Origin of the sequence: Janthinobacterium sp. HH102, from assembly GCF_001758625.2 — a bacterium.
Taxonomy (GTDB): domain Bacteria; phylum Pseudomonadota; class Gammaproteobacteria; order Burkholderiales; family Burkholderiaceae_D; genus Janthinobacterium.
This window is the reverse complement of record NZ_CP062062.1, coordinates 922,157-940,984: the sequence shown is the minus strand read 5'-3', so window position 1 is coordinate 940,984 and position 18,828 is coordinate 922,157. Positions and strand designations below refer to the sequence as shown.

At 65.4% G+C, this 18,828-nt stretch carries 19 protein-coding genes; 3 read left to right on the top strand and 16 right to left on the bottom strand.

Going from position 1 to position 18,828, the window contains the following annotated elements; translation table 11 throughout:
* Positions 1–4: 4 nt before the first annotated feature.
* The 4 genes from JAB4_RS04300 to JAB4_RS04285 all read right to left on the bottom strand — a co-directional run bounded on the left by JAB4_RS04300 (position 5) and on the right by JAB4_RS04285 (position 4,257).
* On the bottom strand, positions 5–739 hold the full coding sequence (locus JAB4_RS04300; RefSeq protein WP_070221592.1) for a hypothetical protein: 735 nt from the start codon (positions 737–739) through the stop codon (positions 5–7).
* A complete protein-coding gene (locus JAB4_RS04295; protein WP_092608970.1) occupies positions 732–2,102 on the bottom strand; it encodes a hypothetical protein in 1,371 nt (456 codons plus the stop codon). The genes JAB4_RS04300 and JAB4_RS04295 overlap by 8 nt, the downstream gene beginning before the upstream one ends.
* A 268-nt stretch (positions 2,103–2,370) precedes the next feature.
* Positions 2,371–3,138 carry a DUF3108 domain-containing protein gene (locus tag JAB4_RS04290; RefSeq protein ID WP_070221593.1) on the bottom strand — a complete coding sequence of 256 codons (768 nt, stop codon included), beginning with the start codon at positions 3,136–3,138 and terminating at the stop codon, positions 2,371–2,373.
* Positions 3,139–4,257, bottom strand: a complete 1,119-nt coding sequence (locus JAB4_RS04285; RefSeq protein WP_227742094.1) for a DUF3108 domain-containing protein — start codon at positions 4,255–4,257, stop codon at positions 3,139–3,141.
* A gap of 149 nt (positions 4,258–4,406) precedes the next feature.
* Between JAB4_RS04285 and JAB4_RS04280 the strand changes: the two genes are divergently transcribed.
* Positions 4,407–5,117 carry a PhaM family polyhydroxyalkanoate granule multifunctional regulatory protein gene (locus JAB4_RS04280; protein WP_070221594.1) on the top strand — a complete coding sequence of 237 codons (711 nt, stop codon included), beginning with the start codon at positions 4,407–4,409 and terminating at the stop codon, positions 5,115–5,117.
* Positions 5,118–5,138: 21 nt separating this feature from the next.
* Here JAB4_RS04280 and JAB4_RS04275 read toward each other — a convergent pair whose 3' ends face one another.
* The 11 genes from JAB4_RS04275 to JAB4_RS04225 all read right to left on the bottom strand — a co-directional run bounded on the left by JAB4_RS04275 (position 5,139) and on the right by JAB4_RS04225 (position 16,523).
* Positions 5,139–5,354 carry a hypothetical protein gene (locus tag JAB4_RS04275; protein ID WP_034753454.1) on the bottom strand — a complete coding sequence of 72 codons (216 nt, stop codon included), beginning with the start codon at positions 5,352–5,354 and terminating at the stop codon, positions 5,139–5,141.
* Positions 5,355–5,418: 64 nt separating this feature from the next.
* Positions 5,419–7,149, bottom strand: coding sequence for a tetratricopeptide repeat-containing response regulator (locus JAB4_RS04270; RefSeq protein WP_070221595.1), 1,731 nt, complete (start codon positions 7,147–7,149; stop codon positions 5,419–5,421).
* An 11-nt stretch (positions 7,150–7,160) separates the two neighbouring features.
* A complete protein-coding gene (locus JAB4_RS04265) occupies positions 7,161–7,880 on the bottom strand; it encodes a HAMP domain-containing sensor histidine kinase (RefSeq protein ID WP_070221596.1) in 720 nt (239 codons plus the stop codon).
* Between the two features lie 155 nt (positions 7,881–8,035).
* Positions 8,036–9,826 carry a family 2A encapsulin nanocompartment cargo protein cysteine desulfurase gene (locus JAB4_RS04260; RefSeq protein WP_070221597.1) on the bottom strand — a complete coding sequence of 597 codons (1,791 nt, stop codon included), beginning with the start codon at positions 9,824–9,826 and terminating at the stop codon, positions 8,036–8,038.
* Positions 9,801–10,730 (bottom strand): family 2A encapsulin nanocompartment shell protein, encoded by a 930-nt coding sequence (locus JAB4_RS04255; protein ID WP_070221598.1) that lies wholly within the window; start codon positions 10,728–10,730, stop codon positions 9,801–9,803. Before JAB4_RS04255 ends, JAB4_RS04260 begins: the two co-directional genes overlap by 26 nt.
* 117 nt (positions 10,731–10,847) lie before the next feature.
* Positions 10,848–11,072, bottom strand: coding sequence for a helix-turn-helix transcriptional regulator (locus JAB4_RS04250; RefSeq protein ID WP_070221599.1), 225 nt, complete (start codon positions 11,070–11,072; stop codon positions 10,848–10,850).
* Positions 11,073–11,079: 7 nt separating this feature from the next.
* Positions 11,080–12,066 (bottom strand): serine O-acetyltransferase EpsC, encoded by a 987-nt coding sequence (gene epsC, locus JAB4_RS04245; protein WP_070221600.1) that lies wholly within the window; start codon positions 12,064–12,066, stop codon positions 11,080–11,082.
* A 19-nt stretch (positions 12,067–12,085) separates the two neighbouring features.
* Entirely contained in the window at positions 12,086–12,583 is a 498-nt protein-coding gene (locus tag JAB4_RS04240) for a rhodanese-like domain-containing protein (RefSeq protein WP_083287303.1), read from the bottom strand.
* Positions 12,584–12,811: 228 nt separating this feature from the next.
* Positions 12,812–14,443 carry an FAD-dependent 5-carboxymethylaminomethyl-2-thiouridine(34) oxidoreductase MnmC gene (gene mnmC, locus JAB4_RS04235; protein ID WP_070221713.1) on the bottom strand — a complete coding sequence of 544 codons (1,632 nt, stop codon included), beginning with the start codon at positions 14,441–14,443 and terminating at the stop codon, positions 12,812–12,814.
* Positions 14,443–15,006 (bottom strand): DNA-3-methyladenine glycosylase I, encoded by a 564-nt coding sequence (locus tag JAB4_RS04230; RefSeq protein WP_070221601.1) that lies wholly within the window; start codon positions 15,004–15,006, stop codon positions 14,443–14,445. Before JAB4_RS04230 ends, mnmC begins: the two co-directional genes overlap by 1 nt.
* Positions 15,007–15,044: 38 nt before the next feature.
* A complete protein-coding gene (locus JAB4_RS04225; RefSeq protein ID WP_070221602.1) occupies positions 15,045–16,523 on the bottom strand; it encodes a PLP-dependent aminotransferase family protein in 1,479 nt (492 codons plus the stop codon).
* 105 nt (positions 16,524–16,628) lie between these two features.
* Between JAB4_RS04225 and JAB4_RS04220 the strand changes: the two genes are divergently transcribed.
* Positions 16,629–17,090: an OsmC family protein gene (locus JAB4_RS04220; protein ID WP_070221603.1), complete on the top strand. Its 462-nt coding sequence runs from the start codon at positions 16,629–16,631 to the stop codon at positions 17,088–17,090.
* Positions 17,091–17,744: an FMN-binding negative transcriptional regulator gene (locus tag JAB4_RS04215; RefSeq protein ID WP_070221604.1), complete on the top strand. Its 654-nt coding sequence runs from the start codon at positions 17,091–17,093 to the stop codon at positions 17,742–17,744.
* 127 nt (positions 17,745–17,871) lie between these two features.
* Here the strand turns inward: JAB4_RS04215 and JAB4_RS04210 are convergent, their stop codons facing one another.
* On the bottom strand, positions 17,872–18,825 hold the full coding sequence (locus JAB4_RS04210; protein WP_070221714.1) for an AEC family transporter: 954 nt from the start codon (positions 18,823–18,825) through the stop codon (positions 17,872–17,874).
* Positions 18,826–18,828 lie beyond the last annotated feature (3 nt).

Genomic DNA, 18,828 nt, shown 5'->3' with positions numbered 1-18,828 from the left:
GCTTTCAGTGAGGAAGGTCGGACGCGGGCTCGTCGCCCGCGTCAGGCAGGTCGCCGATGTCGGCGGACAGGTCGGCGGACAAGTCAGCGTCCAGGTCGACGGCCACCAGGCGCGCCGGCGCGCGCTTGAACACGTCGGCCAGGGCGCCGTTGATGATGCGTTCTTTCAAGACGTCCGTATCCATCATCAGGTCCAGCAGCGGGCCTTCCAGGATGACATCCCCGCGCCGCTCGATGAAGCCCAGCTTGGCCAGGGTGCCCAGGTTCATGTCCATGCGCGTCTTCTTGCCCAGCTTGTCGCCGAAGTCGGACAGCAGCGCCTTGTAGGAAATGCCGATCGACGCGTCTTCCGCGCGCGGCAGCGGTTTTTCCGTGCCGAACATGTCATTTTGGTCGTCGTCCGCGTGCTGGTGCGTTTCCTGGCGTTCGCGCTTGGGCAGGATGATCTGCGCCCACAGCACCACCAGCAAGGCCACGCCATCGCGCGCCAGACCGAAATTATTGTTTTGCCACACGTCGCGCGCGCCGAAGATCTTCGGCTCGATGGTGCGCGTCAGGGCCAGGGTCACATGGTCGGCATACACGTTGTCGAGCAGCTTCAAGCCGCAGGCCAGCAGGCGCGCATCGATCTCGGCGCGGAACAGCTCGTCGGACAGCACGCGCTTGACGAGCTTGTCGTCGCGGCGCAGGGTTTGATGCGTGAGCAGGCGCGCAATCAGGATTTGGGAATCGTCATTCATCGGCGGTGCCGCTATCTAAATCAAGTGAAACATTCAGTGAAAGCGAGGCGATCGACATGGCCGCCACATGGGGGTCGGTCAGTTGGACCATCTCGTCGGTCGGTGTAAAGGTGATCGGCAAACGGGCCAGTTCGGCCGTCGAGCCTTGCAAGCTCGCTTCGGACACGTCGCCCAGCAGCGGCAGCATCGAGGCGCGGTAGGACGCCACGGCAAAGCTGGCCGGCAGCAGCGAATCCTGCACGGGAACCGATTTCGGTCCTTCTTCGCCGATACTGGGGAAATTGCCCAGGCTGGCAAAGTTCGACAGGCGTTCGAGCAAATCATCGAGTTCAAGCTGCATGGCGGGACCGTCGCTGATGGTGGTGGGCGCGTCCTCTCCGCTGGGCAGGCCCGTGTTGATGACGCCTGCCGCCCGTTCGGACAGCAGTTCCGTTTCCGCCACGTCGATCATTTCGGCCGGCGTGGAGAACAGGGGGACGACGGGCTGGTCGATGGCGCCTTCGGCCAGGCTGGCCAGGTCGTCGTGCAGCAAGAGCCAGCGCTTGATGTCGGTGGTCGACAGGCCCGACTGGCCCAGGTGCACGCGCTGGCGCTCGATCTGGTTCAGGGCGCGCGAAAACATGCCTTGCATGTTGAGCAACTTGCTTTGCGCCCGGCCGATCGCCTGCGCCGCCTTGTGCGTGGCGCTGTCCGCGTTTTCATCGGAGGTGATGGCCACGAGAATCTCGGAACCCTTTTCCACCCAGTCGCAAGCCATGTTCCACTTCGCCTGCGCCGTGCGCAGCCGGAATTCGGAGCCGGAAGCGATGGCGTCGGAAAACTCTTCCGTCAAGTCCACCAGGCGGCCCAGCAAATGCTGGAGTTGTTCGACCGATACGCCGCCCACGGCTTGCGCGCCCGCCACCTGCGACAGCAGGAAGCCCATTTCCGCTTCGTCTTCCGTCTGGCCCAGGCCCAGCAAGCTGTCGATGGCCGACAGCACATTGCGCGCCATCGGTGTGACGCGGTACACGCCCTGCTGCGCATCCCAGGCCAGCAGCTGGTTCGAACGCAGGCGCAGCAAGACCGTTTCCAGGCTTTCCGGCAACAGATAAGCAAGCTTGGTGTTGATATCGGCGCGCGTATAGGCGGACGTGGCGGCATCGGACGCCAGCTCGCGCAACACCAGCAGACGCACCAGCACGCCATCGAAACCGCCGTGAAACAGGGCCGTAAACACTTGCAGCAAGGGCTGCGCCCGCTTCAAGTGAAATACCTGCTCGATTTCATCGGCCGAAATATTGGGCTGGAAATGCGCCTGCAAGGAATCGTGATGCTCTTGCTCTGTCTGATTTGCATCCGTAGCCACGGCTGCACTTGCCATTATATCAATCATTCTTTTCCGGATGAGTGTTCAGCGGGCGGCGCGGCGGGCTAACGCAGCGCTGCGGGGCGGGGGCGTCAGTATATCAGTTCTGACATGCAATTCGACTTGTGGAAGAGGGGCGATGGCGCTGTCGACAAGCCGAGTGTTGCATCAGCAAAAAAACCAACAGCGAAAATCCGGGGTCAGACCCGGCGGGTCTGACCCCAGCATTTGCCGTTAGGGGTGAAAAATAGAGAAAATCAATATCTGCTATGATAGCAAGCGCTTACTTCTTGACGATCTTCTGCAAGGTTTGCTCGACGTAATCGCCGCCGTCCGCGTCGGCGAATGTCACCTTCACGGGATACCATTCCAGCGACGGCGCCAGCCACAGGTCCACTTGCTGGCCCTTCTTGTCCGGCGGCGGCGCCTTGACCAGGTGGATGGCGGCGACCTCCCCCATGCCCGTGGCGACCGTCTCTTCCTTGACCACCTTGAAGGTCCACGGCTCGGCATCGTGCGCGCCGGCGACGAAGAAGGCCCATTCCGAGCCGGGGACGAATTTCTCGGGCGCGGCGCGCGCCACGCTGGCCAGTTGCCAGACGGCGCTATTGCGGTCCTGTTCGCCGCCTTTCAGCGGATAGGTTTCATCGCCTTCGCCAAAGACGATGGTCTTGCTGTCGCGCTTGAAGGTGGTCGTGACGGCATCCTTGCGGAAGCGCTTTTCCACGAATTGAACGGGCGCCAGGCCGTAATCGTCGACCGCGCCTTCGCTGCGCTGTTCGAGGATCTTGCCGAACAGGGCCGCCTTGGTTTCGGCCAGCAGCGAGTACTTGCCATCGCCCACGCGCCAGTTGCTGAGCGATTCGCCGGACAGCCCGATGCCGCGCTGCCTGGCCTTGATCGAATAGACGAGGTCAGCCGACGGCGCCAGCTTGTACGGGCGCTTGACGACAGGATGGTCCACGGGCTCGTTCGCCGCCATGGCGGGACTCAGGGTGGCGGCCAGCAGGCTGGCGATCAGAACGCGTTTCAAAGTTATTAAAGTAGTCATTTATTTTCCTGTAGCGTCATTGACGCGAATTTGGGTCACGGTTTGCGTGGTGAGCGCCCCGTTCGCTTCGGTATTGCGTATTTGTACCGGATACCATTGCATGGACGGCGCCAGCCAGATATCGAGCTGCGACGAATACGTGCCCGGCTTCGGCGGCCGGCGCAAATGCCAGGTCACCAGGCGGCCCATCTTGGTGTCCAGCTCTTCCTCGCCCACCAGCTGGAAGCGGAACACGGTCGCTTCCTTTTCCTCGCCGACAAGGATGTCGATATTGCCCGCCAGCTGGTTGACGTCGGCACGGCCGATGGCGGCCAGCTGGAACGGCACGGTCGCCTTGTCCTGCGCCCCCTCCTGCCATGGCACCGTCGCCGTCGTGGCTGAAAACGTGATGGTCTTGGCGTCGCGGTTGAAATGCGTGGCCGTTTGCGCGCGGCCCTTGCGTTTTTCCGTGGCCGTGACAGGCACGATGCCGCTGCCGTCGATCATGCCCTCGCTGGTCAGCACCAGCAGGTTGATGCGCGTAATCAGCATGCTCAGGCCCACTTCCAGTTTCAGCTGGTACGTGTCGCCCCGGTTTTCCCACGCCATGCCGGCCACGCCCTGCCACTTGGTGCCGTCCGCATCGCGCCGGTCCACGTGCAGGTCGAACTGGGCCGAAGCGGGCGCATTCGTCTTGTAGCGCCGCGCCTGCTCGACGGGCGGTGGCGGCGGCGCGGGAGCCGGCGCGGCAGCTTCCGCCACGGCGGGCGCGGGCGCCGTGATGGCTGGCGCGCTGGCCGCCGGTGCCGCGGGCGTCACCGGCCCTTCCGGCGCGTCGCTGGCAGGCGCCGTCAACTGGGCCGACTCGCTCGACGGCAGCTCCGTCGGCGGCGGTGGCGGCGGCAAGCGGGGCTCGGGCAAGGGCCGCAGCGTCGGCGGCGGAGGCGGCGCCACCGGCACGGGTTTGGGCGGCTCGGCGATCAATGCCATGCTCACCACCTGCGCATGATCCTGCCCCAGCGGCACCATGCTGGCATGCGAGGTGAGCCATTCCAGCGCCACGTAATGCAGTGCGCCGATGACCGCGACAAAAATGACGGTGCGGCGGCGTGGTGGCGAAAAGAAGGAGTCAGGCATCATAGGCCGTAGTGTAACGCCTTCCCCCCACTTCCTGCTTCTTGCCTGTGCTCAACTCCTGCTGTTTTATGTAAGAAAATGTTGGCGGCTTTGCGTCAGTTGCAAGCTGATATCTGCTACGCTAGGCACATCCACCTACCAGGAGATTTCGCATGGCAAACCCGCAAATGCCCCAAATGCCGGGCGCAGCAGTTGTGACCGACACCCTCGACTTCGTCAAAAACCTGTGGGGCAGCATGAGCGTGCCCGGCATGGGCGTGCCCGGCATCACGGCGCCCACCATGTCGGTGGAAGAGCTGGACAAGAAAATCAATGACTTGAAAGCCGTCGAAGCCTGGCTGAACCTCAATACCAGCATGCTGCGCGGCAGTATCCAGGCATTGGAAGTACAGCGCGGCACCATCGCCACCCTGAAATCGATGGGCGCGTCCCTGGCCGCGGCCATCACCCAGCCCGGTGCCAGCGAGAAAACCGTGTTTGAATCGGTGCCCTACGCTTCCGCGTTTTTCCAGCAAGCGGCACCCGCAGCGCCAGCGCCTGAACCGAAACCGGCGCCTGCACCCGCGCCCGCGCCCGAACCGGCTGCGGCGGCGCCCAACGATGCCGGCAGCCAGGCGGCAGCCCAGCTGGCCAATCCAAGTGCCTGGTGGAATTTGTTACAAGATCAGTTCAAGCAGGCCGTGTCGACAGCGATGTCGCCCGATGCGGCCAGCGCGGCAGCGGCCAGTTTTGGCGGTGGAGCCACGGCCGGCAAGTCCGCCAAGCCGGCAGAAGCAGGCATGGCAGCCAAGGCCAAAGCCCCGCTGCGCAAGGCGCCGGCAAAGCGCGCGGCACCCAAGTCCAAGGCGCCAGGCAAATCCTGACGTCGCGGAGAGGCGATGTGATCAGGCGATACGATGAATGCGGATCGCCTCGATCTGATTGTCGGCCTGGCGTTTTACGTCACCGATCGTGATCAGGCCTTCGTCGGCCAGCGCCTTGGCGTGCTCGTACGAAGACTGGAATGTTTCCAGCGTGTCTCCCTTGGCGGCCACCGGGCGTACCCAGGCAACGGCGCCGACTTTCATTTTTTTGTATACTTCATTGACCACATCACGCATAGTTTCTTCCTTATTGTTGTAGAGCAACTCAAGCGCAGGCGAACCCACGCTGGCCCCTAGTTTATCATCCGGCACGCTCCCGCACGGCTTTTCCCCCTTTTTCCGGCGCCGGCGGCGCTTTTTCCGCCACCTCGACAGCCTCTTCCGGCCCGGGCGGGGGCGTCAGCTGCACCAGTTGCTCCATCAATTGCGCAAAGCGCTGCTGGCCCGGTGCAATTTTGTCTACATACAACAACACTTCCATCGCCTCGGCCGCCAAGTCCGCCTGGTAGCCGCGCTGCTCCAGGAACGATACGATGATTTGCGCGGAATTGAACAGGATGCGCAAGTTGTTCGGCAGTTTTTCGCGCGCCGCGCGCATCCAGGCCACCGCTTCGTTGAGCTTGTCCGTCTTCCACAGCAGCACGCCCTTGTTCATCAAGTCCGACGCTTCCTTGCGCGAGGCGATGATCAGGCTCGTGCCTTCGTCGCCCATCTTCGCCTTGTCGAAGATCTTTTGCACCTCGTCCTGCACCACCTGGTTGTCGTGGTTGTTCTTCACCACGTAGCACAGCAGGCCGGCCGGCGCATCCTTGACGCCGACGGCGAACAGCAGGGTCGCCAGCTCCATGCAGATGCTTTTCTCGGGCCGTGCCGGGTCCTCGGCCAGCATGGCTTCGAGTTCGTCGCCGCACTTGCGCGCGCGCCGGTAATCGCCCGTTTCGTGGTGCACCATGCCTTCCGTGATCTTCGCGCGCAAGCCGATCTGCTCGGGCGAGAATTCGCGCTGCGCCAGCAGCAGCCATTGCAGCGCCTCCTTGGCATCCTTCTTCAGGCCGCACACGCGCGCCAGTCCCAGATAGGCGTCCGGCGTCTTCATGACGGAAAACTCGCCGATGGAAATACACTTGCGAAAAGCCTTTTCCGCCATGCTGACATTGCCGATCTTTAGCGCGGCGAGGCCCAGGTTGCGCTGGCGCGGCACGGAATTGGGCGACAGGCGCGCCGCCTTTTCCAGCACGCCGCACGCTTCCTCGTGCTGGCCCATCAGCTGGTAGGCGACGGCCATCTGGTCGTAGGCGTCGATGTAGTACTTGTTCTCGACGATCACGCCCTGGAAGATCTGGCGCGCCGCCTCGTGCTCGCCGTTATTCATGCGGATCTTGCCCAGGCCTGCCTTGGCCCAGCTGTAATCGCGCTCGGCCAGCACTTTTTCGTACACGGCGCGGGCCTTTTCCGGCTCGCCGCTTTTCAGCAGCAACGACGCCTTCATGCGCAGCAATTCCAGCTCGTGCAGCTTGTTGACTTCGATCTGCGCATCGCACAACTTGGCCGCGCGCAGATAATCCTTTTCCATGCAGGCCTGGTCGATTTCACGGAACACCTGCTTCTTGTGCCACACGCGGTTCAAGCGCGTCAGCAGCACGCCTTCCGTGATCGGTTTGATCAGGTAGGCGTCGGGCTGGTGCTCGGCCGCGCCCATCACGGATTCCACGCTTTTCTCGGCCGACACCATCAGCCAGACGCTCGACGGCGCCGTCAGGTTGCGCACGCGCGTCTCTTCCAGCACTTGCTGGCCATTCTTGCCTTCGCCCAGGTTGTAATCGCACAGCACCACGTCGTAGCGCGTCTTGGCCAGCAGCTTCATGGCTTCGCCGCCGCTGGCCGCCTGGTCGATATGGCGCGCGCCCAGGTTGCGCAGCGATTCGCGCAGCAGGATGCGGATGCCGATGAAGTCGTCGACCAGCAGATAATGTTTGTCGGCCCAGTCGGTGCTGCCCGCTTCGGCGGCGGTGGCGTGGCTGTCTGTCGTCATGGCATCCTCGTTCAGGGCAGGCGCAGGATGAAACAGCCGCCGCCCAGGGCGCCGCCATTTTCCAGGGCGATGCTGCCGCTGCTGCCCCGGTGCTTGTGCATCTTTGCCACTTCGCTGGAAAAATACAGGCCCAGGCCCGTGCTGTTGGTGGAAAAATTCACGCCGGCGGTCATGCCATCCATGGCCGCGCTGCCCGCGTCGAGCAGCGCCTGGGTATAGCCGTCGCCATTGTCTTCCACGCGCAGCTCGAGCATATCGTCGTGCTCCCGCACCGACAGGCGTATCGTATCCTTCGTGTAGCGGATGGCGTTGTTGATGGCATGCGCGAGCACGCCGATGACCAGGTCTTCATCGAGGGTCCAGATCAGCTCGGGCGGGCAAGCCGTCTGCAGATGGATGCCTTTCGAGGCCAGCAGGATCTTTTCCTGGTCCACCACCTGGTCGATGACCTGGCTCACCAATTGCGGCTGTACGTCGAAGGGGTAGCCGGGCTTGCCCACTTCCTTGTACAGGGCCAGCAGCTGGATCAGGTTATCGTTGAGGCGCTTGGTCTGGTACAGCATCTGCGCCATCTGCAGATAGGCGGGGTCGGCCTGGGGCGTCGGCTTGGCCTGCTCGGCCGCCAGCAGCGACTCCAAAGTGCCGCTGACGACGCTGATCGAATTTTTCATGTCGTGCACGGTCGACGCCAGGAACAGGAATAGCTCGGGCGAGCTGTGTTGATCTTCCACCGGATATCTCCTTGGGCCGCAGCTTGAATATTGCCAAGGATAAATTATACCGCCAGCCTGCGGGCGCCAGCCAGCCGCGCGCAAAGTCCGTGATTTGACGCAACAATGCCGCCCCGCTTGCGCAGGGGCGGCATCAGCTTGACAAGCGGGCAAGATCAGCGGCGCGCGCCCGCCAGGCGTTTGACCACGACGATCATGCGGTCGATTTCCTCATACGTGTTGTAGAAGGCGAACGAGGGCCGCACGGTCGCTTCCACGCCGAAGCGGCGCAAAATCGGCTGGGCGCAGTGGTGGCCCGAGCGCACGGCGATACCCTCGTCGTTCAGGGCGCGCCCCACTTCCGCCGGCTCGTAGCCGGCCAGCACGAACGACGCCACGCTGGCCTTGTCCAGCGCCGTGCCGATCAGGCGCACGCCGGGAATCGCTTGCAGCTGGTGCGTCGCGTATTCCAGCAGCGCGTGCTCGTAGGCGGCGATGTTTTCCAGGCCGATGCGCTGCACGTAATCGATGGCCGCGCCCAGACCGACGGCATCGGCGATATTGCCCGTGCCCGCCTCGAAACGGTTCGGCACGCCCTGGTAGACGGTGCGCTCGAACGTGACGTCGGCGATCATGTTGCCGCCGCCCTGCCATGGCGGCAACTGCTCGAGCAAGTCCGCCTTGCCATACACGGCGCCGATGCCCGTCGGGCCGAACACTTTATGCCCCGAAAACACATAGAAATCGGCGCCCAGCGCCTGCACGTCCACGCGCAAATGCGACACGGCTTGCGCCCCGTCGACCAGCACGCGCACGCCGGCCGCATGCGCGAGCGCGATGATCTGCGCTACCGGCGTGACCGTCCCCAGCGCATTCGACACCTGCGTCACCGATACCAGCTTGGTGCGCCCGTTGAGCAGCTTGCGGAATTCATCGAGGAGGATCTGGCCGCTGTCGTCGACGGGAATCACGCGCAGAGTAGCGCCCTTTTCCGCCGCCAGCTGCTGCCACGGCACGATGTTGGCGTGGTGCTCGAGCTGCGAGACGATGATCTCGTCGCCGCTGCCGATGTACTTGCGCCCGAACGTGTTGGCGATCAGATTGATGCCTTCCGTGGCGCCGCGCACGAAGATGATTTCATTGGCCGAGGCGGCGCCCAGAAAACTCGCCACCTTGGCGCGCGCCGCTTCATAGGCATCACTGGCGCGCGCCGCCAGCGCGTGCGCCGCGCGGTGGATGTTCGAATTCTCGTGCGCATAGAAATACGACACGCGGTCGATCACCGACTGCGGCTTGTGCGTAGTGGCCGCATTGTCGAACCAGGCCAGCGGCTTGCCGTTGACCCGTTCGGCCAGTACGGGAAAGTCGCGCCGCACGGCGTGCACGTCGAATGGCGCGGGGGTTTGGCCATGCCCTTGCGGCCGCGCAGGCAGCTCGGTCTGGAAATAGAACGCGGGCTGGCTGTCAGATGGCGATATGGGCAGCTGGCGCGCGGGCGTCCGCTGCGGCGTGGCAAACGCGTCGGGCGCGGCCTGTCCCAGTCCCTGGCCCGCCAGCCCGTCGAGATTATGGTTCGAGGCGGGATAGCCATGCGCGCCGCCGACAAAATAGTAGGGCGACGGCACACCGAGGCTGGACGCGCGCGGCGTGGGTACCGATGCCGGCGCCGGCGCGATCGGTGCTTCCAGCGGCACCGTCACGGGCGGCACTTGCGCCGTCGCCACACCAGGCGCGATGGCGGCAAACGACGGGCCGGGCTGGGGCGGCGGACGGTTCACATAGCGGGGCGCCGCATCGAGCACGCTGCCGGAACCGCCAAGGCTGGGCGACTTGTCAAGCGCAGGCGCGAGGCCAGGCAAGCGCGCGAAAAACTCGCCGGCAAGGCGGTTCAGGGTCGCTTCGTCAGGCAGAAACGGGACGGCAGGCAAGCCCGCCGCGCCATCACTTGTAGGTGTCTGGGTAGTCATGGTATTTACCGATCTCCACGTCTTCCAGTACGGCCAGCGCATCGTCGGTCAGCACAGCCAGCGAGCAATACAGCGAAATCAAATAGGACGAAATCGCGTGGCGGTTGATGCCCATGAAGCGCACGGACAGGCCCGGGCTTTGCTCGCCCGCCAGGCCAGGCTGGAACAGGCCGATCACGCCTTGCCGCTGCTCGCCCGCGCGCAGCAAAATGATCTTCGTCTTGCCGTCTTCGATGGGCAGCTTATCGGACGGCACCAGCGGCACGCCGCGCCACGTCAAAAACTGGGAGCCGAACAGGCTGACGGTGGGCGGCGGCACGCCACGGCGCGTACATTCGCGGCCAAAGGCGGCAATGGCCAGCGGGTGCGCCAGGAAAAAGCCCGGCTCCTTCCACACTTTCGTCAGCAGTTCGTCGAGGTCGTCCGGCGTGGGCGCGCCCGTCAGCGTAAAGATGCGCTGGTCGTCATGCACGCTGGCCAGCAGGCCGTAGTCGGGATTGTTGATCAATTCGCTTTCCTGGCGCTCCTTGATCGTCTCGATGGTCAGGCGCAGCTGCTCCTTGATCTGGTCGTGCGGGCTGCTGTACAGGTCCGACACGCGTGTGTGCACGTCGAGCACCGTGCTGACGGCATTGAGAAAATACTCGCGCGGCTGGTCGTCGTAGTCGACGAAGGTTTGCGGCAGTTCCGATTCGTCGCGCTGCGAGCAGGCCACACGCACGTCCTTCGGATTTTTCACGCGGTTGAGGCGGTAGATACCCGCTTCCACGGGCAGCCATTGCAGCAGGTGCACGAGCCAGCGCGGCGTGATCGTGGATAACTGGGGGACGCTCTTGCTTGCATTGGCCAGCTGGCGCGCGGCGTTGTCGCCCAGCGCAAACTGGCTCTCTGTTGCTACTGTCATGACTACTCCTGATGAGAAAAGTGAATATGCTTATCTGAAAAACAAATAAAGTATCGGACGTCTCCCCTCTTCTCTCAACATGCTATCGCCATCATCGTGACGCTTGATCCACTCGATTTAATCCACCAGTTCCGGTTCGCAGCGCGCCATCAATCCCGCCAGGCCGATGCCCAGCGCGATGGCCAGTTTTTCCACCGTCAGCAGCGATGGCGTGGCGGCGCCCCGTTCGATTTCGCCGATGAACGAGCGGTTCAAGTCGGCCGCTTCGGCCAGGCGCTCCTGCGACCAGCCACGCCCTTCGCGCAACTGGCGCACGGCCAGTCCAAACTGTTTGATCAACATGCTGTCCTCATGGGTGGTGGGCAAAGGCGGGGTGGGATGGCGCCGGCGACTCCGGGGCCTCCTGCTGGTTGTGCGCTTGCGTGACATGGCTGCCGGGCGCCACGCTGCGGGTCAGCCAGACATTGCCGCCGATGACCGAGCCCTGGCCGATGGTCACCCGTCCCAGGATCGTCGCGCCCGCATAAATGACCACGTCGTCCTGCACGATGGGATGGCGCGCCAGCCCCTTTTTCAACACGCCATCAAAGCCGGCTGGAAAGCGCTTGGCGCCCAGGGTGACGGCTTGATAAATGCGCACGCGCTCGCCGATGATGGCCGTCTCGCCGATCACCACGCCCGTGCCATGGTCGATGAAAAAGCTGCTGCCGATGATGGCGCCCGGGTGGATGTCGATGCCCGTCTGCGAATGGGCCACTTCGGCGATGATGCGCGCCACCAGCGGCGCGCCGAGCGCATACAAGGTGTGCGCCAGGCGGTAATGGATGATGGCCAGGATGCCCGGATAGCACAGCAGCACTTCGTCGACGCTGTGCGCGGCCGGGTCGCCATGGAAGGCGGCCGCCACGTCCGTGTCGAGCCGGGCGCGGATGCGCGGCAGCGCGCGGGCGAAGCGCTGCACGATGGCCAGCGCCTGCTGTTCGATGGACACCGTCTGCTGCAAGCCGTGCTGGCGCGCGTGGTAACTGAGTTCGCGCCGCACCTGTTCGTGCAAGCCCGTGAGCGTCGTGTCGAGCGTGTGGCCGACAAAGAAATCCTCGCTCTCCTGCTGCAGGTCGAGGGGCCCCAGACGCATGGGGAACAGGGCCGCGCACAGGGCTTTGATGATGTCGTGCAAATGCTGGCGCGACGGGAATTCGCGCGCGCCGCATTCCTGGCTGCTGGCCAGCCCTTCGCGCCACTGCGCGCGCACGGCGCGCAATTCATCGACGATCTGATGCAGCTCCCATTGCGGCTGCGCGGCAAGGGAGACGGGGGGAATGGCTCGCTGGTTCATGGTGGTCCCGGGAAGCGGGTTAATCTTGCAGCCACGGCAGCGCATGCCAGCGCCAGCCGCCGCTGTGGCCACGCTGCTGCTGTGCGTCGAGGTCGCCCTCGAAGCCTTGCGCGATATTGAAGACGTGCGTAAAACCCGCCTTGGCCGCCGCTTCGGCCGCCGCGGCCGAGCGCTTGCCGCTGCGGCACAGCAGCACCACGACGGCATCCTTGCCGCCCACCTTCGCTTCGAGCTCGCGGGTAAAACGGGGATTGCGGTTCATGGCCGTGCCGGTGGCCCACGCCACGTGCAGCGAGGCGGGCACGTAGCCGACAAAAGTGCGTTCTTCGTTGGTGCGCACGTCGACCAGCACGGCTTTGCCGGCCTGCACCAGTTGCCACGCATCCTGCGCGCTGACGATGCCCGCATACGGCAAACCCTGCGCCTGCGCCTGGCTGCGCGCGAGATGGAGTACTTCATCAAACGCCGCCTCGCCGTGCGCGGCGCGGGGATCGAAAATCAGTTCTGCAGCAGCCATCTGTCCACCTCTTTATTCCGTCGTCAAAAACCAGCACGAGTCCACTGTAGCGAACTTATGTTGTTCGGAAAACAAATTAAAAAGAGTTTGGAAAGCTGAAAAACAGATATGGGGACTACGCGCGGAGCGTCCGCATTTGGGGTCAGACCCTCACGCGCGTTGGCGCCAGCCTTTGCGTCAGCTGTGTTGGGGGTCTGACCTCAGCCCTCGCCTGCCCTGCGCCAACGCTCAACCAGCGCGGCGGCGCTCGCGCAGCAAGAAACGGGCAGGATCCAGAGCGGCGGCCAATTGACTCTCCAGCGGCAACGGCTCCCCCTCCAGCTGGCAAGCCAGCAGCTCGGCCGCCAGCGGTGCCCAGATCAGGCCGCGCGAGGCATAACCGAGCAAGCCGAACAGGCCGGGCCAGCGCGGCACGTCGCGCAGGCGCTCGCAGCGGCCCGGTATGCCGGGGTCGGGCAAGGCGCCCGCCAGCGGCAGGCGGTCCGCTGCCATGCAGCGAAAGCCCGTGCGCCCGGCCAGCGGCGCCTCGAACGGGGCCACGTCCAGGATGTCGGCGATCTTCGCGATATTGTCTTCCTGGTTCGATGGGCGCAAGCCGGGGTCCGCGTCCGCATCGTAGCTGGCGCCCACGCACACGACGCCCTGGTACGCCGGCGTCACGTAGGCTTCGCGGCAGACGACGAACGGCAGCGACGGCAAGCTGCCTTCGGCCAGGTGCGTGACCTGGCCGCGCACGGCGTCCAGCGGCAAGCCGGCCGCCTGTTCGAAATCCACGGCGCCCGTGCCCGCCGCCAGGATGACGGTGGGTGCCGCCGCGATCAGGGCACCGTCCGCATCGCGCACCAGCCATTCGCCGTCGCCACGTTCCAGGCGCAGGGCGCTGCTGGAAAAGCGCCGCGTGAGCAAGGCGCCGCAGGCGTCCAGCATGGCCGCGCAGACGGAAGACGGGCGCGCCCAGCCGCCCTGCTCGAACCACCAGGCGCCATCGGGCGCCGGCGCGCCCAGCATGGCGGTTGCCTCAGGCGCTTCCAGCCAGCGGGCGAATTCACGCGGATACAGGCCGCTGGCGGCGATCTGCCGCTGCACCTGCGCATGCGCCCCGTCGCGCGCCAGGTGCAGCACGCCGCTTTGCGCACCCTCGATGGCGGCGCCGATACCGCCCAGGTCTTTCCAGCGCTTCAGCGAGTACAGGTAGGCGGCGCGCACCAGGCGCGTGGCGATATTGTCGTCCTTCGACATCAGCGGCATGAAGATGCCGGCCAGGTTGCCCGACGCTTCGCTCGCAGGCTGCGCGTGGCGTTCAATCAAGGTCACCTTCCAGCCGCGCGCGGCCAGCCGTTCGCAGGCGGCCGCGCCGGCCACGCCCGCGCCGATGACGACGGCGCACCGCTCGGGCGCGGCAACGGCCGCGTACTCGTCGCGCCGCGCATAAAACACGGCGCGCAAACGGCTCTCGTCAAAAACAAAGCCATGCTTTTGCAGCGCCGTGCGCTGCGCCTCGTCCAGGTGCACGGCTTGCAGGTGCGCGCCATCGGCCATCAGGCGCGCCAGCACCGGCGTGGCCGCCGGCACCCAGGCCAGGTGCACTTCATCGACACGCGCCGACAATTGCGCCAGACAGGCATCGGGCTCGCCGATCAGCACATCGAGCGTGACGAGGCCATCGTGCGACACCATGCGGTGCAGGCCAGGCACGCAGGGCGGCCACTGTGCGCGCCACTCGTCGGGCAAGTGATGCGCATCGACGGGACGCGGCGCCAGCGCGATGTAATGCAGGCGGCGACCGCCATGCGCGGCGCAGGCGGCGCGCAGGCGGGCAGCGTCAAAATCCGTGTCGAGCAGGACCAGGGCGCGGCGCATCAGCGCCCCGCGCGGCAAAAGCAGGCGGGCGCGTGGTCGTTGACCATGCCGATGCCCTGCATATAGGCGTAGATGATGGTCGAGCCGACGAACTTGAAGCCACGCTTGAGCAAGTCTTTCGACAGTTTGTCGGACAGGGCCGTCTTGGCGGGAAACTCGCCCGGTTGCCAGCTGTTGACGATGGGCTGGCCGTCGACATACGCCCACAAAAAGCTGTCCAGGGTCTGTCCTTCCGCGCGCAGGCGCAAATAGGCTTGGGCATTCGTGATGGCGGCCGCCACCTTCAGGCGGTTGCGCACGATGCCAGGGTCCGCCAGCAGCTGCGCCACCTTGTCCGGGCCATACGCGGCGATCTTTTCCGCATCCCAGTTATCAAAAGCGGCGCGGTAGGTGTCGCGCTTGTTGAGGATCGTTTCCCAGCTCAGGCCAGCCTGCGCGCCTTCCAGGTTCAGCATCTCGAACAGCCGGCGCTCGTCGTGGCAAGGCACGCCCCATTCCGTGTCGTGATACGCAAGGTAGCGGGGATTGGCCGGATTGGCCCAGGAGCAGCGGATGGTGGTCATGGTCGGGTTCTTCATGTGCGGGCAACCGCCAGTATAGTTTATCGGCCGCGCAGGATGCGCCCCAGCTCCTGCAAGCCGTGCGCCATCTCGGCCGGGGGAATCGCCGCAAAGCCCAGCAGCAGCCCGGGCGGCGTGGCGCATTCGGGCCCCGCCGCCGGGTCGGCATAGTGTCCCAGCGGGCGCAGTTCGATGCCCCGCGCCAGGCCCGCGCGCGACACCGCTTCCTCATCGTGATCGCCGCGAAAATACGCGCACAGTTCCAGGCCGCTGTCGGCCGGGCCGCACGCGAGCTGGTCGCCCAGTTCGTGCGCCAGACCGCGCACCAGCAGATCGCGCCGTTCGGCATTGCTGTCGCGCGTGCGGCGGATATGCCGGCCAAAGTGGCCCTCGGCGATGAAGTCCGCCAGCGCCATCTGCGGCACGATGGCCGTGTGCCGGTCCATCACGGCCTTGGCCTGCACCAGCGCTTCGGCCAGCGCGGGCGGCGCCACCATGTAACCGAGGCGCAGGCCGGGAAACAGCACTTTCGACAGGGTGCCCACGTAGACCACGCAGCCGGCCCGGTCCAGGCTTTGCAGCGACGCCAGCGGCGCGCCCGAGTAGCGGTATTCGCTGTCGTAATCGTCTTCCACCAGCCAGGCTTTATTGTGCGCGGCCCAGGCCAGCAGGGCCAGGCGGCGGGGCAAACTCATGCTCACGCCCAGCGGCATCTGGTGCGACGGCGTCACGTAGGCCAGCTTCGCCTGCGGGCAGTGCGCCACGCCGTAGGCCACGTCCAGCCCCTGCGCATCGACGGGGACGGGAAACACGCGCGCGCCGGCAGCGCGCAGCGGGCCGCTGGCACCCCGGTAGCCGGGCGACTCCATCCAGGCGGCGTCGCCGGGCGCCAGCAGGATGGTCGACAGCAAAAATAGCGCCTGCTGCGAGCCGGACGTGATGACGATCTGCTGCGGCGTGCACTGGACGCCGCGCGACGCCTTCAGGTACACGCACAGCAGTTCGCGCAGCGGCAGGTAGCCGGCCGGGTCGCCGTAGCCGAACTGGTGGTCGGGCCGGCGCCAGCGCCGCGCTTCCAGGCGGTTCCACACGTCAAATGGAAAATGGTCGATGCGCGGCATGCCGACGCGGAAAGCGCGCAGCGGCCCCCGGTGGAACGCCACCTGGCGCATGGCCGTCACCACGCCCTGCCCGCGCGCCGACAGGGGCCGCAGCAGGCCGGGCGCAGCTGCCGGCGGCACAGGCAGCGGCACCTCGCGGCTGACAAAGGTGCCGCGCCCGACGGCGCCATCGAGGTAGCCTTCGGCCGTCAGCAGCGCATACGCATTGAGCACCGTCTGGCGCGACACGGCCAGCAGGCGGCAAAAATCGCGCGTGGGCGGCAGCTGCATGCCGGGGCTCATGCGCCCGTCGAGGACGGCCGCCTTGATGGCCGCATACAGCTGGCGGAACAGCGGTTCGCTGGCGCCGCGCTGCAGCGGCAAGGCGGCGATAAGCTGGTTCAGGTGGGAAGCTGGCATAGTGTGGCTCTCGAATTGGTATTTTAAAGATAGCACTTATTGGCTGTTTTAAATAGCCAAGACTGGCGCTAAGATGGCGTATTCCTCTACTTTTGCGGAGCAACCATGCATCAGTTTTTTGCCACCGTGGCCTGGCAGCGCGACGGCCAGGATTTCGCCGGCCAGCGCTACAGCCGCGGCCATGAATGGCAGTTCGACGGCGGCCTGACGGTCCCCGCCTCGTCGTCGCCCCTGTCCGTGCCGCTGCCGATGTCGGTGGCGGAAAACATCGACCCGGAAGAAGCGCTGGTGGCCGCCACGTCGAGCTGTCACATGCTGTTCTTCCTGTCGCTGGCAGCGCAGCGCGGCTACGTCATCGACGACTACCGCGACGATGCCGTCGGCGAGCTGGGAAAAAATGCCGCGGGCCGCCTGGCCATGACGCGCATCGTGCTGCGCCCGCGCATCGCCTTTACGGGAACGCCGCCCTCGCCCGAGGCGCTGGCCGCCCTGCACCACGCTGCGCACGAGCGCTGCTACATCGCCAATTCGCTGACGGCCGACGTCATCGTGGAAGGAGTCGCCTAGATGTACACGCCCGCCAGCTTTCGCGAAGAACGCCTCGACGTGCTGCATGGCCTGATCGACGCGCATCCGCTGGGCGCGCTGGTGCGCCACGGCGCCGATGGTCTGTGCGCCGACCATCTGCCGTTCGAGATCGCCGCGCCCACGCCCGAGGCGCCGTTCGGCATCCTGCGCGCCCACGTGGCGCGCGCCAACCCGCTGTGGCGCGGCGCCGGTGGCAACGATGAATGCATGGTGATCTTCCAGGGGCCGCACGCTTACATCACGCCCGCCTGGTATGCGGAAAAGCAGCGCAGCGGCAAGGAAGTCCCCACCTTCAACTATGCGGTGGTGCACGCGCACGGCCCCCTGCGCGCCATCGATGACGCGGCATGGCTGCTGGGATTGGTGGAGCGGCTGACGGCGCGCCACGAGGCGGATCAAGCCGCGCCGTGGAAGGTGGGCGACGCGCCGGCCGGCTATATCGACAAGCTATTGAAAGCCATCGTCGGCATCGAGATTCCCCTCACGCGCCTGGAAGGAAAATGGAAGCTGGGACAGAACCGCAGCATGCAGGACCAGGCCAGCATGGCGCACGGCCTGGCGCTCGATCATCACCCCGGCCCGGCGCAGGCGCTGGGCGCGCTGATCGCCGCCAACGTCACGCCAGCCAGCTGACGGCCGCCGAAAACGTCAAAAACGACAGCGCCGTCGACACGAGGATGATGCGGGCGATGCGCGTCGTCGCTGTGCTCCCGATAATGCGCAAGGCGCGCGGCGCGCCCCGGGACGTTGACTGCCCCCCTCACGCCAGCCAGCTGACGGCCGCCGAAAACGTCAAAAACGACAGCGCCGTCGACACTAAAATGATGCGGGCGATGCGCGCCGTGTTCGCGCCGAAGCGCTCCGACAGCAGCGCGACGTTGCTGGCGCTGGGCAGGCAGGCCACCAGCACCATGCAGGTCAGCGCGAACGGATCGAGCGGCGCACCGAGCGCGATGGCCGCGTTGCCGATGCCCCACACCAGCAGAGGATGCAGCAGCAGTTTTTTCAGCGCCACGGGCACATATTCTCCCAGCGGCGCCGGGTCGCTCGTGCTCATCTGCGAACGGGCCAGCACGGCGCCGATGGTAAACAGGGCAACGGGAGAGGCGGCATCGGCCAGCAGGCCCACCGTCTGCGTCAAAGGCTTGGGCAAGGCCAGTTCCAGCCACGACGACAGGGCACCGAGCACGATCGCCCACGGCATCGGGTTGCCCGCCATGCCCTTCAAGGCGTTGACGACGGCGGCGCGGCTGCCGTGCGCGCCGCCGCTGCCGATGCGCGACAGGGCGATGCACAGCGAGCTGGTAATGAGCATGTCGACGACAATGGTGACGATGACGGGGCCCGAGGAACGGGGTCCGAGCAAGGTCAATAGCAAGGGCACGCCCATGAAGCCCGTGTTCGGGAAGGCCGCCACCAGCGCGCCGAAGGCAGCATTGTTCCAGTCGATGCGGTGGCTCAGGGTCATGGCCGTGGTGACACCCACCATGATCAGGGCGCACAGCAGATAGACGCAGAACACGCTGGCGTCGAGCAGTTGCGCGACGGGCGTGGCGGCGCCGAAGCGGTACAGCATGCACGGCAGCGCGAAGTACAGGACAAAACTGTTCAAGCCGCCGATGGCGGCCAGCGGCAGCAGCGTGCGCCGCACGGCCAGATAGCCGCACAGCACCAGGGCGAAGAAGGGAAAGGTGATGGCAAGGATGGTCAGCATGAA

Excerpts from the sequence above, each read along its gene's own strand:
- JAB4_RS04220 (WP_070221603.1), top strand. The coding sequence starts at position 16,629 with ATGCATCAGTTTTTTGCCACCGTGGCCTGGCAGCGCGACGGCCAGGAT.
- JAB4_RS04285 (WP_227742094.1), bottom strand. The coding sequence starts at position 4,257 with ATGATGCCTGACTCCTTCTTTTCGCCACCACGCCGCCGCACCGTCATT.
- JAB4_RS04290 (WP_070221593.1), bottom strand. The coding sequence starts at position 3,138 with ATGACTACTTTAATAACTTTGAAACGCGTTCTGATCGCCAGCCTGCTG.
- JAB4_RS04225 (WP_070221602.1), bottom strand. The coding sequence starts at position 16,523 with ATGCCAGCTTCCCACCTGAACCAGCTTATCGCCGCCTTGCCGCTGCAG.
- JAB4_RS04295 (WP_092608970.1), bottom strand. The coding sequence starts at position 2,102 with ATGGCAAGTGCAGCCGTGGCTACGGATGCAAATCAGACAGAGCAAGAG.
- JAB4_RS04300 (WP_070221592.1), bottom strand. The coding sequence starts at position 739 with ATGAATGACGATTCCCAAATCCTGATTGCGCGCCTGCTCACGCATCAA.
- JAB4_RS04240 (WP_083287303.1), bottom strand. The coding sequence starts at position 12,583 with ATGGCTGCTGCAGAACTGATTTTCGATCCCCGCGCCGCGCACGGCGAG.
- epsC (WP_070221600.1), bottom strand. The coding sequence starts at position 12,066 with ATGAACCAGCGAGCCATTCCCCCCGTCTCCCTTGCCGCGCAGCCGCAA.
- JAB4_RS04215 (WP_070221604.1), top strand. The coding sequence starts at position 17,091 with ATGTACACGCCCGCCAGCTTTCGCGAAGAACGCCTCGACGTGCTGCAT.
- mnmC (WP_070221713.1), bottom strand. The coding sequence starts at position 14,443 with ATGCGCCGCGCCCTGGTCCTGCTCGACACGGATTTTGACGCTGCCCGC.
- JAB4_RS04270 (WP_070221595.1), bottom strand. The coding sequence starts at position 7,149 with ATGACGACAGACAGCCACGCCACCGCCGCCGAAGCGGGCAGCACCGAC.
- JAB4_RS04255 (WP_070221598.1), bottom strand. The coding sequence starts at position 10,730 with ATGACAGTAGCAACAGAGAGCCAGTTTGCGCTGGGCGACAACGCCGCG.
- JAB4_RS04275 (WP_034753454.1), bottom strand. The coding sequence starts at position 5,354 with ATGCGTGATGTGGTCAATGAAGTATACAAAAAAATGAAAGTCGGCGCC.
- JAB4_RS04230 (WP_070221601.1), bottom strand. The coding sequence starts at position 15,006 with ATGACCACCATCCGCTGCTCCTGGGCCAATCCGGCCAATCCCCGCTAC.
- JAB4_RS04210 (WP_070221714.1), bottom strand. The coding sequence starts at position 18,825 with ATGCTGACCATCCTTGCCATCACCTTTCCCTTCTTCGCCCTGGTGCTG.
- JAB4_RS04280 (WP_070221594.1), top strand. The coding sequence starts at position 4,407 with ATGGCAAACCCGCAAATGCCCCAAATGCCGGGCGCAGCAGTTGTGACC.
- JAB4_RS04260 (WP_070221597.1), bottom strand. The coding sequence starts at position 9,826 with ATGACTACCCAGACACCTACAAGTGATGGCGCGGCGGGCTTGCCTGCC.
- JAB4_RS04250 (WP_070221599.1), bottom strand. The coding sequence starts at position 11,072 with ATGTTGATCAAACAGTTTGGACTGGCCGTGCGCCAGTTGCGCGAAGGG.